Here is a 17,945-nt window from a genome sequence, read left to right on the forward strand (position 1 = left end):
GGGGGAGACGCAGGCTGAGGTTCAACCCCAGGGTGCTCCGCAATTACCCTTGACGGATTTGGATCTAACCGGTGTGCTCTATCGTCCGGCTTGGCATTTGCTGTCGGCTCCGACTGTGCCGCCGGCCACCGCAACGGCTACCCCAGTCTGGATTTATGGGGCAGCGGTTGAGGCGGCTCCGGAAATTCCGGGCGATCGCCCCTCGATCAACGGGGCCAAGTCGGCTGTCCAGCGCTCCGACCCCCATTCCCGCGACCTACAGCACCAATGGATTCAGCAGCTCGCGACGGTGCTGGGCCCCTCGGCTCAGTTGCGATCGTGGGCCACTGATTCAGCCTCCGAAGCGGCCTTGAGGGCGGATTTGCAAGGGGCGATCGAGCCGCTCACCATTCTTTGGGTTGATCGCGAGCCGAGCACCGATTGGCAGTCACCCGCTTCAGCTTTGGCCACCCTCGAAGCGGAAACCATTCCCGCCCTGCTGCGCCTGATTCGGGCCATCCATCACCAGGGCAAAGCCGCCAACCTCACCCTGAAGCTGATCACCTTCAATACCCACCGGGTGCTGGATTCGGAACAAACCTCGCCCCCCAACTTGCCCATGGGAGCCGTCTTGGCGGGGATGGTCAAAGTTCTGCGGCGGGAATATCCCAGCTTGCGGGTCACCGGTTTTGACCTCGATCTTTACGATCCCCATTGGCAGAACGCCACCACGGCCGCCGCTGGTTTCCAACAACTGCTGGCGGATCCGGGGGATCCCTGGGGCCGCGCGATCGCTTGGCGACGGGGCCGGCGGTTTGTGCAAACCCTCGCCCAACTCTCCGGCCCCAGCCCCACCACGGGCGGCTCCCAGCCTAGCCCCATGCTGACTCCCCAGGGGGTGGTGGTGATTGCGGGCGGCACGGGCGGCATTGGGCACACCATTGGCCAATGGCTGGCGGAGCAGTGCCAATCGCGGGTGGTGTTGCTGGGCCGGCGGGCCCTGAACGAGACCATTCAACAGCAACTCACCCAAATTCAACAGGCGGGCGGCGAGGCGATCTATCTACAGGCGGATATGACCGATCCGCAGCAACTGCATCAAGCGTTTCAAACCGCGCTCGATCGCTTTGGCCAAATCGATGCGGTCATCCACTCGGCCCTGATTCTGGAAGATAGCGCTCTCCATCGGCTGACGGAGGCGGCGGCGGCCCGTGTGTTGGCTCCCAAGGTGGCGGGATCCCTGTACCTATCCCAGGCGGCGATCGCCTCCGGGGCCAAGCTGTTGGTTTTCTTCTCCTCGGCCAATGTGTTTTATGGCACGCCGGGCCAAGCCAACTATGTGGCCGGTGGCACGTTCAAGGATGCCTGGGCGGGTCAGTTGGCCGGCTCCGGTTTGATTCAAGTGCAGTGCCTGAATTGGGGGTTTTGGGGAGAGGTGGGCATTGTGGCCTCCCCCGACTACCGGGCCCGCATGGCGCAACTGGAGGTGGCGGCCATTGACTGCGCCCTCGGGTTGGCGGGGTTTGCTTGGATGCTGGGCAGTGGTCTGCGTCAGGCCCTGGTTTTGCGCTGTGGGGAGGCGATGCGCCGGGAGTTGGGGTTAACGGGCGATCGCCCCGTGCAAAGTCAACTGCCCGATGCCGGAGCCTACCTATCGGCGGCCCTGACCCGCATGGGCGATCGGACGGATCCGGTGGCGGATCAGGCCCTGGCCGAGTCCTTGGCTGTCTTGGAGGAAGTGAGTCAGTTGGCGCTGTTGGCGGCTTTTCCGCAGCGCTCTGACCTGGCCACCACCCACGAAGGGGCCCGGGCCCTCAGCTTGTCCCTGTTTCCCCTGTGGGAAGCGGCGGCGGCCCGACCCGGCTGGCGCGACCAGGCCGCCCAGTGGGAATCGGTGCGCGATCGGGTGGCCCAGCAGTTCCCCGAACTGACTCCCCATCTCCAGTTGCTATCCGCCTGTGTGGCGCAATATCCCCGGCTGTGGCGGGGGGAAGTGGCGGGCCATGAAATTTTGTTTCCCCAGGGTTCCAGTGAGCTGGTGGCTCCGGTCTATGCCAGTGGGTCTTTGGCCCAGCGCATGAATGCCACGGTGGTGGCGGTGTTGGCGGCCTGGCAAGCGGAACGGGGCCCCGATCGCCCCCTGCGGATTCTGGAAATTGGAGCAGGCACGGGAGCCACGGCCGCCGTCGTTTTGGCGGCCCTGCAAGATCACCCGCAACTCAGCTATGTTTTCACCGATATTTCTCCCGCCTTGGTGCGCCGAGCTACTGATCGCCTGGGTCACTATCGTGGCTGCCAGTTCCAAACCTTGAACATTGAACAAGACCCGATCGCCCAGGGATTCACCCCGGGGAGCTTCGATGTGGTCTTGGCGGCCAATGTGCTTCATGCCACGGCGAATATGGATGCCACCCTGAGCCGGGTGAAGTTGCTGCTGGGCAACCATGGCCTGCTGATTTTGGCGGAAGCCACCTCCAGCCAGCTTTTCTCGACCATGACCTTTGGGGTCACCAAGGGCTGGTGGGCCCACGACCCTGACCAACAACGCCTGCCCGGGGGCCCCCTGTTGGATCCCCAAGGTTGGGAAGCCCATTTGGTCAGCACAGGGTTTCAAGGGGTTCGGGCGATCGCCCTCGGATCCCCAGCGGCCAGCGCGATTGGCCCGGTCAGTGCGCCCTATCACGTGATTGTGGCAGAAAGTGACGGTTGGGTTCCCGAAACGGCCCTGCTCCCGATCGCCCCCCGGTTAGCCACTGATCCCGGTGCGAACCCGCGCACCCAGGCCAGTACCGAAAGCACCAATGGTGCAAATAACGCAAATAACGATCCCAACACAAAGGCCCCTGCGGGCCCAGAATCTGGGCGATCGCCCCAATCGGCCGCCAGTCATCGGGCAACCCTGAAGGGAATTTTTGCCCAAGTTTTGAAAATGGATCCCGCCGAACTGGCCACCGAGGCCACCTTTGAGGCGATGGGGGTGGATTCGCTGACGGTGTTGCAGTTAACCGAAGCCCTGGAGCGTCACTACGGGTCTCTGTCCAAAACCTTGCTCTATGAATACCCCACCCTGAGCCGCTTAGGGGCTTATTTCGATCAAAACCATGCCAGTTCCTTGCCCCCGGCCCCCAGTCCCGCGTTAACCAGTCCAACGCTCCCTCCCTCACCGTCTAGCCATTCGGTGTTAACCCCTTCGATCGCGATCGACTCCCCGGTGACTAGCTCCCCGGTGTCTGAAACGCCCGCGATCGACCCGATGGCTCCCGATGTTCCCAATGCGGCCCCCTTCACCGCCGAGGAACCCGATCGCCCCCCGGTGGCCCCCGAAGCAGCGGCCATGGCGGCCATGGACTCACTGCCCACCAACGGTGACCAACCCTTGGCGATCGTGGGCCTGGCGGGTCGCTATCCCCAGGGCGAAACCTTGGAAGCCTTTTGGCAAACCCTGGCCGCCGGTCGCAGCGCCATTCAAGAAGTGCCCGTCGATCGCTTCGATTGGCAGCAGATTTTTGACCCTCAAGGGGGCGATCGCCAGAGCTACAGCCGCTGGGGTGGGTTCATTCAGGACGCGGATAAATTTGACGCGGCCTTCTTTGGCATCTCCCCCCGGGAAGCGCGGGATATGGATCCCCAAGAACGGGTGTTTTTAGAAACCGTTTGGGCCTGTTTGGAAGATGCGGGCTATCCGCCCCAGCGCCTGAAAGCGGCCGTTCGCCGGGCCAAGGCCGAGGGCGATCGGGCGGGGCGGCGGTTGCCGGGGAATCGCAATGATGTGGGGGTCTTTGCGGGAATTACTTACAGCAACTACCAGCTCTACGCGATCGAGCAGTGGCAACGGGGGCAACGGGCCGGGGCCCATGCGGCCTTTTGGTCCGTGGCCAATCGCACCTCCTGGCTGTTTGACTTCCAAGGGCCCAGCGTGAGTGTGGATACGGCCTGCTCCTCCTCGTTGGCGGCGATTCACTTGGCCTGTGAAAGCATTCGGCGGGGTGAATGTCGAGCCGCGATCGCTGGCGGGGTGAATCTGATTTTGCATCCCCTGCACCTGGTGAACCTCAGCCAGTTGCGGATGCTCGCGCCCGGTGATCAATGCCGGGCCTTTGGGGCGGGGGCCAACGGGTTTGTGGATGGTGAAGGCGTGGGGGCGATTCTGATTCGTCCCTTGGCCGATGCCCTGGCGGCGGGCGATCGAATCCGGGGCGTAATTTTAGGATCGGCCATGAACTCCGCCGGCCGCACCCAGGGCTATACCGTACCCAATCCCCTGGCCCAAGCGGATTTGATTTTGGATGCCTTGGAACAGGCGGAGGTTGATCCCGCCACGATTCAATATGTGGAAGCCCATGGCACAGGAACCGCCCTTGGGGATCCGATCGAGATTCGGGGCCTGACGGAGGCTTGGCGCAAACACACCGCCGCCAACCAAATTTGTGCGATCGGCTCCGTCAAGTCCAACATTGGCCACCTGGAATCGGCGGCGGGTATTGCCGGTTTAACCAAAATTCTGTTGCAGTTCCAGCATCGCGAACTGGTGCCTTCTCGCCACAGCGAAACGCCAAACCCACTGATTCCGTTTGCGGAAACTCCGTTTTATCTGCAAACCGATCGCACCCCTTGGCCAACCGAAACTCACCGCCCAAGGCGGGCGGCCCTCAGCAGCTTTGGAGCCGGGGGAGCCAATGTGCATCTGATTGTGCAAGAGGGGCCGGAGTCTGTCCGGCGGGAGCTGTCGCCGGTTTCCGGCTCCGCAACGCCCCTCCCCGCAGGCGATCGCGCCGTTGACAGGGCCATTAACGGGGCCGTTGACGGGGCAACCGATGCCGGAACGGGCGCAACCGCAGCAATCACCGAAATCCCCGGAGAAATTCCCGAAGAAATCATCGTTGTTTCAGCCAAATCCGCCGCCGCCTTGCGGGCCCAAGTGGAGCAATTGCTGCAACATCTGCGGGATTTATCCCCCGATGGTGATGCTTGGCGCGATTTTGCTTGGACGTTGCAGGTGGGCCGGGCCGCCATGCCCCATCGTTTGGCCCTGGTGGCGGCCTCGGCGGCGGACTGCTGTGAACAGTGGCAGGCCTTTTTGACCGAAGCGACCCTGCCTCAGGGGTGGGTGGGCCGCGTTACGCCCCAAAGCCAAGAGGCCGCCGAGGCCGAGGCTCCCACCTTGCCCGACCTTTGGGCCGCGCGGCGCTACGCCAAAATTGCCCGGTGGTGGGTTCAAGGGGGCGATCCCGACTGGGAAGCCTTGCCCCGATCGCAGCCCCGCCGTCTGTTGACCCTGCCCACCTATCCCTTTGAACGAGTGCGCTACTGGCCCGTGGAGGCGGATGAAGAGTTGATGTTTACTCCCTCTGGATCGTCTGCTGGATCGTCCGCTGCCCCTCAGCCGATCGATCAGTTCATTGAACAGCCCACTGATCAAGAAGACTTTCGCCTGTTGGTGCCGCGTTGGTTTGCGGCTCCTCTGCCCGTGGCCCCGTCCCAACGGCCCGGGCTGCATTTGATTGTTCAGCGATCGCCCTCCCCTTGGGCCGAAGCCCTAGCCCAGCACTATCGCAGCTTGGGGGAAACTAGCCAGGTGCTGACCCTCAATCCCTTGGCGGGAGAAACCCTGTGGCGCAATTGGCTGGCCCAGACGACCCCGATCGCCAGCATTGACTTCTTGGGGATGATGGATGCCTGCGACTGGCAGGATGCGGTGGATGATTCCTGGGCGTTCCTACAAGGCATTCAGGTCTTGGCCCACCGTCACGATCCGCTGCCCCTGTTGCGAATTGTGACCCAAAGGGCCCAATCGGTGGTTCCGGGCGATCGCCTCATGCAGCCTTGGGCCGCACCGGCGATCGGCTTGGGCCGGGCCTGCCGCGCTGAATGCCCCAGCTTGCCCGTGGTTTGCGTTGATTTAGAGGCAACGGATCCCGCCCCAGCGGCGGCCCAAATTGTCGGGGAACTGGGGAGCGATGGGGCGCTGGAGGTGGCCTGGCGATTGGGTGAGCGTTGGGTGCGGGGCATGGCTGAGGCGGAACCGACCCCGGCCACTGCGAATCCCGATCGATCCCAAGGTTCCGCGATCTCGACCCTGCGGGATCGGGGTGTTTACCTAATTGTGGGCGGTGCGTCTGGGGTGGGGCTGGAGGTGGCCCAATGGCTGGCGGATCAGGTGCGGGCCCGGTTGGTGTTGCTCGGGCGATCGCCCCAAGGAGAGCGCCAAACCCAGGCGATCGCCCAAATTCGCCAACGGGGCGGCGATGCCCTGTATCTACAGGCGGATGTGAGCGATCGGGCGGCGTTGCGGGCGGCCCTGACCCAGGCCCGACAACAGTTTGGCCCCATCACCGGGGCGATCCATTCCGCCATGGTTTTGGATAATCATCCCCTGACCGCCATGCCGGCCAAGGCCTATCGCACCGTGCTCGCCCCCAAGGTGGCCGGCAGCGTGGCCCTGATCGAAGCCCTGCGCGAAGATCCCCTAGACTTCGTTTTATTTTTCTCCTCCCTGGCTTCCTTTGCGCCCACGCCGGGCAGCGCCAACTATGTGGCCGCCTGTGCCTTTGAAGATGCCTTTGCAACCTATCTCCAGGATGTGCAAGGCCTGTCTGCCTCGGTGATCAATTGGGGATTTTGGGGAGATGTGGGCCAACTGTCCACGGAAGCCGGCCGCACCCGCCTCGCCCAATGGGGGGTGCAGGCTATGGGGCGTGCCCTGGGCCTGCGATCGTTCGCCATGGTTTGGCAACGGGGCCTGCGCCAGTCCCTTCCCCTGCGGGCTTCCGCCAAGGTGCTGGATCTGCTGGGATTCCGCCCGTCAGACCCTTTGACGAATCACGGGGCTGACTCGGGGCCGACGGTGGCCGATCCGAGCCAATCAGCCCGGTTGGCAGCCCAAGACTACGTGACCCGATCGACCCTGGATGTGCCTCGCTATATCCAAGCCCTGGAGGAACTCGACGACCTCAGCCGCTGGTATCTGATTCGCGTTTGGGTGGAGTTTGATCTGTTTCCGGCCCCGGGAGAGTGGCGGACTCTGGAGCAGTTGCGACAACGGCTCTATCGATCGCCCAAATACGAGCGCCTTTTGAAGGCCCACTGCAACCTGCTGGCGGCCCAGCAAGTGTTGGAACTGCGGGGGGATGGGGAAGCGGTTCGATCGGGCCCAGCCCTGCCGGCGATCCGGGCCGTCCTCGGCCCCACGACCCTGGCGGAGCGCCACCGGGATTTTGTGCAGCGCTACCCGGACATGGTGGGCTTCACTCGAGTCCTGGAGGCCTGTTTGACCGTGGCGGACTACGGGGCCGTTTTGCAAGGTCAGAAATTGGCCACGGAAATCCTGTTCCCTGGCTCATCCCTGGATTTGGTGACGGGGATGTATCGCGACAATCCCTGGGTGGATCACTTTAACCAGGTGCTGGCGGCCGCCTTGGGCGGCGGGATGGCGGCCCAACCGGGGCGGCCCCTGCGGGTTTTGGAAGTGGGTGCGGGAACCGGTTCCACCACGCAATTTACGCTACCGGCCGTGGCGGCCCTGGCCGATCGGCTGGTGTATGACTTCACCGACGTGTCCCAAAGCTTTTTGCAGGCGGGTAAGGCGGCCTTTGGCCAGACCTATCCTTTCATGCAGTTTCGGCTGTTTGATCTCGATCGATCCGCCGAAGCCCAAGGCTTTGAATTGGGGGTCTACGACGCGATCGTGGCGACCAATGTGGTTCACGCCACGCGCCAAATTCAGCAATCGCTCAGTCACCTTGCCCAACTGCTCAAACCCGGTGGCCTGTTGCTGCTGAATGAGCTAACCCGCAAATCGGACTGCCAAACCATCACCGTCGCCCTGCTGGATGGGTGGTGGGCCTTCGAGGATCCGGCGGTGCGCCTGGAACATTCCCCCTTGCTGCCTCCCCAAAACTGGGTACAACTGCTGGCGGAGGCCGGGTTAACGGTCAGCTCCCCCCCCGGCTCAACGGCCAAGTCGGGCCTGGGCAATGCCTATCAACAGCTCTTCATTGCGGCCCGGACTGCGGCCGCCAGCCCCCCGGTGGTGGCTCCTGTCTTGGTTAGTCCCGCCGCCAATTCCCCTGCCCCGATCGCCCCTGCCCCGATCGCCCCTGTCCCGATCGTTCCTGACGATCGCCCCTCTCCCGCGCGCATTTTGGCCATTAGTCAAGAGTTGGGGCAAATGATCGCGGCGGTGCTGGAGATGGATCACCACCCGGATCCTGAGCAAACGTTTTCGGATTTGGGGGTGGACTCGATCCTGTCTTCCCAGATTGCCCGGCGCATCAATGCCCGGTTTGGCAGCGAGATTGCCCCCACGGATTTTTATCGCTATGCCACGCCCCTGGAGATGGCCACCTATTTGGAATCCCAGGTGGTGGCAACCCCGGCTCCGACAGCACCGGCCCCGCCGCCAGTGGTGGATCCGGTGATCAGTCCAGCCCGGAGCAATCCATCGCTGGGTTCAGGGGTGGCGGCGGAGCTGACGGCAGCCGCTCCTGTGGGTATGGCCGCTCCTGCGGGTATGACTGCCGGGAATTCCCAGGTCGCCAGGCCGCAAACCCCGGTCGGAACCGCTCCCGATCGCGCCGGAACAGAGGCGATCGCGGTGATTGGTCTCTCCTGCCGGTTCCCCGGGGCCCGCAATGCGGATGAATTTTGGGACGTGCTGCGATCGGGACAAACGCCCTTCTCCGACCTGACCGAACGGTGGGGCACTGTGAGTGATCGGCCCCTGCGAGGGGGGTTGCTGCCCGATGCCCTGGCCTTCGATCCACTCTTTTTCCGGCTGTCTCCTCGGGAAGCGGCCCAAATGGATCCCCAACAGCGGGTTTTCCTAGAAGAGGCTTGGAAGGCGATCGAGGATGCTGGGTATGCTCCCGAATCCCTTGCAGACACACGCTGTGGCGTTTACGTGGGAGCCGCCCACAACTTCTATGGCCTCGATAGCCAGGACGGCCAGAACGGATCGGCCAACCGCGAACCCAACGCCATGGCTTCCTTGGGATCCTCCATGGCCATCTTGCCTGCGCGGATTGCCTATCACCTCAACCTCAAGGGCCCGGCGATCCCCGTGGATACCGCCTGTTCTTCCTCCCTGGTGGCCTTGCATTTGGCCTGTCAGGGATTGCTGCAAGGGGATTGTGATTTGGCCCTGGCCGGCGGGGTGGCCCTGCTGTTGCTCTCGCCCAGGGTGCATCAATTTTTGGACTACAGCGGAATGCTGTCGGCCACGAATCAATGCCGTCCCTTTGACCAAGCGGCCAATGGGTTTGTGCCGGCCGAAGGTTGCGGGGTGGTGATGTTGAAGCGCCTCAGCGAGGCCCAACGGGACGGCGACCCAATCTATGGGGTGATTCGGGCTTCGGGCATGAACCAGGATGGGCGCTCCAATGGGATTACGGCTCCCAATGTCCAAGCCCAAACGGAACTGGAACAGGCCCTCTACACCAAGGGGCAAATTGACCCCAGTACCCTGAGCTATGTGGAAGCCCATGGCACGGGCACAAAACTGGGCGACCCGATCGAGCTGCAAGCCCTCACGAAGGCGTTTCGGCATTGGACCGATGCTAAGCAGTTCTGTGCGATCGGCTCGGTGAAGGGCAACATTGGCCATGCCATGGCAGCGGCAGGGATGGCGGGCTTCATCAAAGTGCTCCTGAGCTTGAAGCATGAGGCCTTGCCCGCTTCATTACATCTGCAAACACCCAATCCGGCCTTTGATTGGCAGCAATCCCCGTTTTATGTGCCCACACAGCCGCAGCCCTGGCCGCGCCAGGGGGATCGTCCCCGGCGGGCGGCCTTGAGTGCCTTTGGCTTCAGCGGCACGAATGCCCATGTGGTGATTGAAGAGGGCCCGGCCCGGGAACCCTTGCCCACCAGTTCGTTTAGCTTGCCTTGGCGGGTGATTCCGGTGTCGGCCCAATCGCGCCCGGCCCTGGAGCGTAATTTGGCCCAATTGGCCGCCTGGGCCGATCGCAATTCGGCCGCTTCCTTGGCGGATGTGGCCTGGACGCTGACCTTTGGCCGGCAGCATTTCGACTGTCGGGCGGTGTTGGTGGTGCAGTGGACGGCGGATTTGGTGACGGCCTCGCCCCTGCGGGATCCGGCGGCCGTGCCCGCCTCCTTGCCCCATGCGGCCCAGATCCGGGAGTTTCTGTCGGGGGCGGCGATCGCCTGGTCTGAGGTTTGGGAAGGGCCGCCCGGCCGGCGGATTTCCTTGCCCGCCTACGCCTTTGAGCGAGACATTTGCGCCCTCACGCCCCCGGTGGCTCCGACCCTGGCCACTCCGGTGATCCCAGCGGCCCCGATCGAACCCACGGAACCAACTCCCCTCGCGCCGGAGCCACCGATTGAGGATTGGCTCGATCGCACCTTGCACCGGGTGGAGGCCCAAGCCAGCCAGCAGGGAGACCCGCTCGTCGGTTGGGAAATGGTGTTTGAGCGTCTGGATAATTTGGGTGCGCTGGGCCTGTTGGCCACCTTCCAACAGGCGGGGGCCCTGCGAGAAGCCCACCGCCCGATCGCCCCCGCCGCTTTGCAGTCCTTGATTCAGCTTTCCCCAGACCATCAATTGCTGTTTGCGGGCCTGTTGGCGATTCTCCAAAACACCGGATGGCTGGTGGAGGTGGCGGGGGAACTGGCGTTGAATCCCGATCGCCCCGAAGGTTGCGCTTCCCAAGTGGCCGCCACCCGATCGCGCTTGGAGGCAGAACTGCGCAGCCAATGCCCAGCCTGCCGTCCCTATCTCGATCTGCTGCAACTGTGCCTGAATCATTACCCGGATTTGTTGGCCGGGCGCTTGGCCGTCACGGATTTGCTCTACACCCCCGAGGTTTTACCCTGGGTGGAAGCAATCAACCGTGAAACTCCCCTTGCGGATCACTTCAACGGGTTGGTGGCCACGGCGGTGGCCACGGCCGTGCGCGATCGGGTGGCCCAGTCCGGCTCAGCACCGATTCAAATTCTGGAAATTGGTGCGGGAACCGGCGCGACCACCGCTGGGGTATTGCAAGCCTTGGCTCCCCTCGGCTCCCAGGTGACCTATCACTTTACGGATTTGTCGCCGGCCTTTGTCCACCGGGGGCGCAATCGCTGGGGCGAGCAGTATCCCTTCACCCGCTATGCTCCGCTGGACATTGAAGCGGATTTGGCCAGCCAAGGGTTTGCCCCCGGTCAATTTGCCATTATTTGCGCGGCCAACGTGCTCCATGCCACGCGCCGCATTGATCACACCCTGGCCCAAGTGCATCAGCTCTTGGCCCCTGGAGGGTTGGTGATTCTCAGCGAAGTTTGTCACTTCGAGGTTTTTGCAACCCTCACCTTTGGCTTAACTCGGGGCTGGTGGCTGTTTGAGGATGCCCCCAACCGCATTCCCCACTCACCGTTGCTGACCCCGTTGAATTGGCGGCGTTGCCTGGCGGCCCAAGGCTTTCCCCGGGTGCGCACCTTGGGGGTGCGCCATCCCCAATCGCCCGAAACTTACCTGCAAAGTTTGATTGTGGCTCAACGTAGTCCGCAGTCTGCGGCCCAGGCGGTTTCCCCTGCGCCCGATCGAGTGACCGATCAGGTGTCGGATCCATTACCCAGCCCAGCCTCTGGCCCATTCGCCAATCAATTCGCCAATCAAGCGCCTCAGCCATCCTTCCAGCCCGTGCCCGCCGTGCCTGTTTCGGCCCAGGGGGGCCCCGATCGCTGTGAGCAACGGGTTGTGGAATTGTTGGCGAATTATCTGAATGTGCCGGCCGATCGCCTGGATCCCAAGCGTCCCTTTGCCGATTTGGGGGTTGATTCGATCGTGGCGATCGAGCTAGCCAAGTTGCTTAATGCTGAATTGGCCATTGAGTTGCGATCGACGGATCTGTTCAACTACCCCACCGGGCAGCAATTGGCCCGCCACATTGAGCAAGCCTTTCCCGATTGGCGACGGCCCACCACACCGCCGATCGGGACGGCTCCCGCTCCCGAGGCCGCGCCCTTGCCCCAAGCGGCCGCGCCCCCGGTGTCCTCGCCTGGAACCAAGCTCCCCGGTCGGCAAATTGCGATCATTGGCATGGCCGGCCAGTTTCCTGGGGCCCGGAATTTGGCGGAATTTTGGCAGGTGATCCAACGAGGCCAGCCGGTGGTGGGTGAAGTGCCGCCCGATCGCTGGGATTGGCGGGCCATCTATGACCCCGATCGACTGGCTCCCCACAAAACCCCCAGCCGCCACGGGGGCTTCCTCGATGACGTGGGGGCGTTTGATCCGGCCCTGTTCCAAATTTCGCCCCGGGAAGCGGAGTTTATGGATCCGCAGCAGCGCCTGTTGCTGATGGAAACCTGGGCCGCCCTGGAGGATGCGGGCTATCCGCAGCAGCGCTTGGATGGCAGCCGCACGGGCGTGTTTGTGGGCGCGTCGAGTGGCGACTATTGGGAACTGTTGCTGGCATCGGGGCTACCGGTGGATGGCTACACCTTCACGGGTAACGCGGGGGCCATGTTGCCAGCACGCATTGCCTACTGGTTGAACCTGAAGGGGCCGACCCTGGCGATCGACTCGGCCTGTTCTTCGTCCCTAATTGCGGTGCATACCGCCTGCGAAAGTATCGAGCAGGGCCATTGCGACTTGGCGATTGCGGGTGGGGTGAGCGTGTTGGCCACGCCTCGGCTGCACTTGCTGCTGGGCAAGGTGGGAATGCTGTCGCCCACGGGAACCTGCAAACCCTTTGACCACAGCGCCGATGGCATTGTGATCAGCGAAGGGGTGGGGGTTGTGATTTTGAAACCCCTGGATCGGGCCTTGGCCGATGGCGATCGGATCCATGCGGTGATTCAAGGGTCAGGCACCAATCAGGATGGCAAAACCAGCAGCCTCACGGCCCCCAGCGGCCCGGCCCAAACCACCCTCATTCAGGAGGTCTATCAGCGGTTTGGCCTGGATCCCCGATCGATCGGCTATGTGGAAACCCATGGCACGGGCACGCCCTTGGGCGATCCGATCGAACTCCATGCCCTGAGCGATGCCCTCCGCGCCGCTGATCTGCCCCCCGCTTCCATCCCGATCGGCTCCGTGAAAGGGGTGATTGGTCATTCCTTGACCGCCGCCGGGATTGCTTCCCTGTTGAAGGTGGTGTTGGCCCTGAAGCATCGATCGTTGCCCCCTTGCCCCCTCTCCACCGGTCTGAATGGCCATATCCAACTGGATGCCAGCCCCCTGCGGTTGGATCCCTACGGCAGCCCTTGGACTCAGACCCCGCGCCTAGCTGCCATCAGCTCCTTTGGGGCCAATGGGGCGAACTGCCACATGGTCTTGGCGGCGGCTCCCGAGGTGGCTGCTCCGGCCCTGCCCGCCCGCCCGGAATATCTGTTGGTGCTGTCGGCGCGCGATCGGGCCCAGTTGCGACAACGGGTGGCGGATTTGCTCCAGCACCTGACCAGCCAAGAGCCGCTGCCCCTGGCTGATTTGGCCGTGACCCTGGCCACCAAGCGCAGCCATTTGGCGGTGCGGGCGGCTTGGGTGGCCAGCAGTTGGGATGAGCAACTGGCCAACCTGCGACAGATTCACCAGGCCCTGTTGGTAATTACGCCTCGGGCGATCGCCCCGGAAGCCACACCGGCTCAGTCCTGGTTGATTACCCCGTCGGACGATCCAATCCTCACGCCCGATGGCGCACTGAGCGACAACCAGCGGGCCCAGGTGGCTCAACTGCTCCAAAGCGGCCGGAGCGATCGCCCCTTCCTGTTGTCTTTGGCGGCGGAGTTTGTGGCGGGAACCCTGTCGGATCTGACGGCGCTTTACCCGCAGCCGGGCCGGTTGGTGGATTTGCCGCGCTATCCGTTCGATCGCACCCGCTACTGGGTGCAACGGTCGCCCCAGCCCACCCCCTCAGCCCTATCCCCGGCCCCAACCCCCACCCGCGATCTCACCTTTTGGATGAGTCAGCATCATGTGCAAGGCACAGCCGTCTTACCCGGTGCGGCGATTTTGCAACAGATGCTGGAAGCCGGCCAGGCGGCGGGCCACCCGATCGGGGAACTGCGGGATATCGGTTGGTTGCACCCGGTGCAGGCGGGCATGGCGTTGGTTCCCCAATGGCAAACCCAGGACTCGCGGTTGTTGCTGCAATTGCAAGCCAGCATGGAGACAGATCCCAGCGGGGTCACGGCATCGCCCGATCGCCCCTGTGCCACCGCCGTTTGGATCTCTACCCCCAGCGCTCCATCGCCCTCGGAAACCCCCAGACTCGATCCCGATGCCGTGCAACGACGTTGTGGCAGCGCTTGGACGCAAAAGGCGTTCTACGACCTGGTGGATGGCCGCGATGTGGTTCATGGCCCGCTGTATCGCACCGTTGAGCAATTGTGGGCCGGTCCCTTTGAGGCCCTGGGCAAGCTGAAAGCGCCCGCCTCAGAATTGGCCTGGTTGCCTCGGATGGCGCTGCACCCCTCGTTGCTGGATGGGGCGTTGCAATGCGTGATGGGCCTGTTGGCTCCTCGGGCGGCGGATTTGCCCCTACTACTGCCGGCCTCGATCGCCACCTTGCAAATCCTGCAACCCCTGACGGAGGATTGCTGGGTTTATGTGCGGCCTTCGCAAGCACCCATCTCGGAATATTCCTTTGATTTACGGATCACAAACCTGGCGGGCGAGGACTTGATCCGCATCAACACCTTTACCCTCCGTCCCTTGCGCACGGAAGGCAGCTTGCTGGGTACATCGCCCAATGGCCATCCTGGAATTCCGCCTTTGGTTCCGGGGGGCTATGGTCAGGGCCTGTCCCGATCGGGGCTGCCCGTGGGAACTGGGCCGGTTCCTGCTCACAACGGCGCACCCGTGGCCCTCGGTTCCGAGGGAGCGATCGCCCTGGCCGGTTCCCCGGCGGCCCCAGCCAGTGCCGTGGAAGCCGTGCCCTGCTACCGGCCCGTTTGGCAAGAAACCCCTTGGCCAGAGCCGATCGCCCCCGGATCCGGGGCGGTGTTAATGGTTTATGCACCGGGCGATCGGCCCTTGGCAGCGGCCTTGCAAGCACAGCACCCCTCGGCTCCGACCTATCAAGTGCAGCTTGCGGGATCCCGCCAATCCCTGGGCCCGAACCATTGGCAAGTGGGCGCGGCGGCCAGCGATTGGGAGCCAATTTGGCCGCAACTCCCCCCCTTGGAAACGATCTATTTCCTGGCGGCGGGGAGTCGAATCGCGCCCGCCAGCCTTGCGGAACTGACGGCCCTGCAAGATCAAGGGGTGGTCAGCCTGTTTCATCTGATCCAAGGCCTCGATCGGCATCGACTGTGGCGATCGGGAGCGCGACTGCGGGTGATCACCCAAGATGCCCAAGCCGTGGGAGTCGGGCCGATTCAGCCCTGGCAAGCCACGGTAATTGGCTTCACCAAGGCCCTGTCCCGGGAATTCACGGATCTGGCGGTGACCTGTTTGGATCTCAGCCGGGTGGATCTGGAGCTGGTTGAGCCAATCGATCGCCTTGATCTCACTGATCTAACGAACCCATTCGCCCATCTGGCCCGCCGAATTGCCACGGAACCAGCGGCGGAACCGGGGTTGGAGCTGGCCTATCGGGGAACACGTCGGCTGCGGCGGGCGATTCAGCCCATGGCCTTGCCTCCGGATCCGCGGCCCTTGCCGATTTATTCCGGTGGCTGCTACCTGATCGTGGGTGGCATGACCGGCATTGGCTACGAAGCGGCCAAATGTCTGGCGGCGATTACCGGGGTCAAATTGATTTTGACGGGTCGCCGCCCTCTCACCGAAGGGCGAGCCGCCCAACTGCGGGAACTCACGGCTTTGGGGGCGATCGCCCAATACCGAGCGGTCGATGTGGCGGATCCCGTCGCCATGGCCGGTCTGATCCAAGAGATTCAGCAAACCTGGGGGCCCCTGCGAGGGGTGATTCATTCCGCCCTGGTGTTACAAGATGCCAGCCTGCGCACCATGACCCCGGCGGCCCTGCAAGCGGCCCTGGCTCCCAAGGTGGCGGGCAGTTGGCTGCTGGTGGAACTGACTCGCCAACAACCCCTGGATTTTCTGATCTTCTTCTCGTCGGCCAATGCCTTGATGGGGAATGCGGGGCAAAGTAACTACGCGGCCGGTTGCACCTTCCAAGATGCCTTTGCCCTGGCGCTGCCGCCCACGGGGCCCCGGATCCAGATCATTAACTGGGGCTACTGGCGCGAAACGGGCATTGTGGCCACCGAGTTCTATAGCCGACGCATTGAAAAGCAGGGCATTTTGGGCATCAACACCGCCGAAGGGGTGGAAACCCTGGCGCGGTTGTTGCGTTGGGAAGTGCGCCAATGTTTGCCCATGCTGGTTGCGCCGGAAATTTTGGATCAGTTGCAGCTAACGGGCTGGACCACGGAACCGGCAGGGGCGATCGCCCCGCCCATGCTCCCGGCGGCGGCCCAGGCCATGGCCCGGTTTGTGCAGGAACGCCCGATCGCGCCTGAGTCGATCGAGGCCTTCCAGCAGCTTGAGGCCCATGCCCATGGACGACTGCTGGCTACCCTGCGCCAACTGGGGGTGCTGCGATCGGCGGCCGATCGCTGGTCTGTGCGATCGGTGATGACGCAACTGGCAGTGCAGCCCCGTTATGAACGCCTGCTCTGGGCCTTGGATGACTTGCTGATCCGGGCCGGATTTTTGGCGGAACAGGGTGATGGGTTGGGCTTAACGCCCCTGTGCCTCACGCCGGAGATGGATCGCCGGATTGCCAACAGCTCCGCCGAAGCCGATCGACTGCGATCGCGCTACGTGGGCATTGATCCTTGTCTGACCCTGCTCGATCGCTGCTTAGAACGCTATGGCGATATCCTGCGCGGGGCCTGCGATCCGCTCGAGATTCTCTTTCCTCGCGGATCCGCTGCCCAGGTGGAAGGGATCTATCGCGGCAATCCCCTGATGGATTACTACAACGACTTGACCGCCGCCACCGTGGCCGCGGCGGTGGTGGCCGCCCAGCCCACGCCCCAACAGCCCTTCCGCATTTTGGAGATTGGTGGCGGCACGGGGGGAACCAGTTTTGCGGTGTTGAAAGCCTTGGATCCCCATGCCGCCAGCGTTCATTACACCTTCACCGATATTTCGCCCACCCTGGTACACCAAGCCCAGCAGACCTTGGCTCAAGGCCGCTCCTTCTGTGAATTTCGGGTGTTGAATATTGCCCAAGATGTGGCGGCCCAGTCCTTTGCACCCGGTAGCTATGACCTGGTGTTGGCGGCCAATGTGCTCCATGCCACGGAGAGTGTGACCGCTTCCGTGCGTGAGGCGAAACGGCTGCTGAAGCGCCACGGCCTGTTGGTGCTCAATGAAGGAACCCGGGTTCAAGACTTTGTTACCTTGACCTTTGGACTCACGGAGGGCTGGTGGCTGTTTGGGGATGGGGATTGGCGCTTGCCCCACGCGCCGCTCCTGAGTCCCGCCCAGTGGGAAGCCCTGTTGCGGGCGGCCGGGTTCCAATCCATTCACCTGGCGAGTCCTGCCCGGCCCGATGCGGGCTTGCCGATCGAGACGATCATTCTGGGGGCGAGCGATGGTTGGATTGAGTGCCCCACGGTGGCGACGGCTCCCCAAGGGGCCCCCATGGTTCCCGATCGGCCGGTTCCGCCATCGGTTCCGGCCGCTGCACCCTCATCAGCGGTGGCGGCTCCCACCCTGGCCGAAGGGGATTCCCGAACGGTGGTGTTGGCCCATTTACGGCAGGTGTTTGGGCAAGTGTTGCGCCTAGAGGGCACAACCCTATCGCGCCAAGCCAACTTCGAGACCTATGGGGTGGACTCGTTGGTGACCTTGGAGTTGATTCGCGCCTTAGAGCAAACCTTTGGCCTGCTGCCCCAAACGCTGCTGTTCCAATGCCCTTCGCTGGATGCGTTGACCCAATGGCTGGAGGCGAATAAGCCTGAGGCGATCGCTGCTTTGGTGGCGGCGGCTCGGCCGGCGGCTCCGTCGGTTGTGGCTGCCCCTGGGTCTTCTGGGGAACTGTCAGCGCCCTCCC

General features: G+C 63.3%; 3 pseudogenes. All 3 read left to right on the forward strand.

Annotated features, from left to right (window positions below):
• Positions 1-859: 859 nt before the first annotated feature.
• Positions 860-3,055, forward strand: a pseudogene (locus ACZA91_RS10790) (SAM-dependent methyltransferase); the annotation flags it as partial.
• Positions 3,056-3,322: 267 nt separating this feature from the next.
• Positions 3,323-4,690: pseudogene (locus ACZA91_RS10795) on the forward strand (beta-ketoacyl synthase N-terminal-like domain-containing protein); the annotation flags it as partial.
• Positions 4,670-17,824 (forward strand): annotated as a pseudogene (locus ACZA91_RS10800) (SDR family NAD(P)-dependent oxidoreductase); the annotation flags it as partial. The pseudogenes ACZA91_RS10795 and ACZA91_RS10800, both read left to right, overlap by 21 nt.
• Between the last annotated feature and the right edge of the window lie 121 nt (positions 17,825-17,945).

It is taken from the genome of Limnothrix sp. CMB-01 (assembly GCF_055193175.1).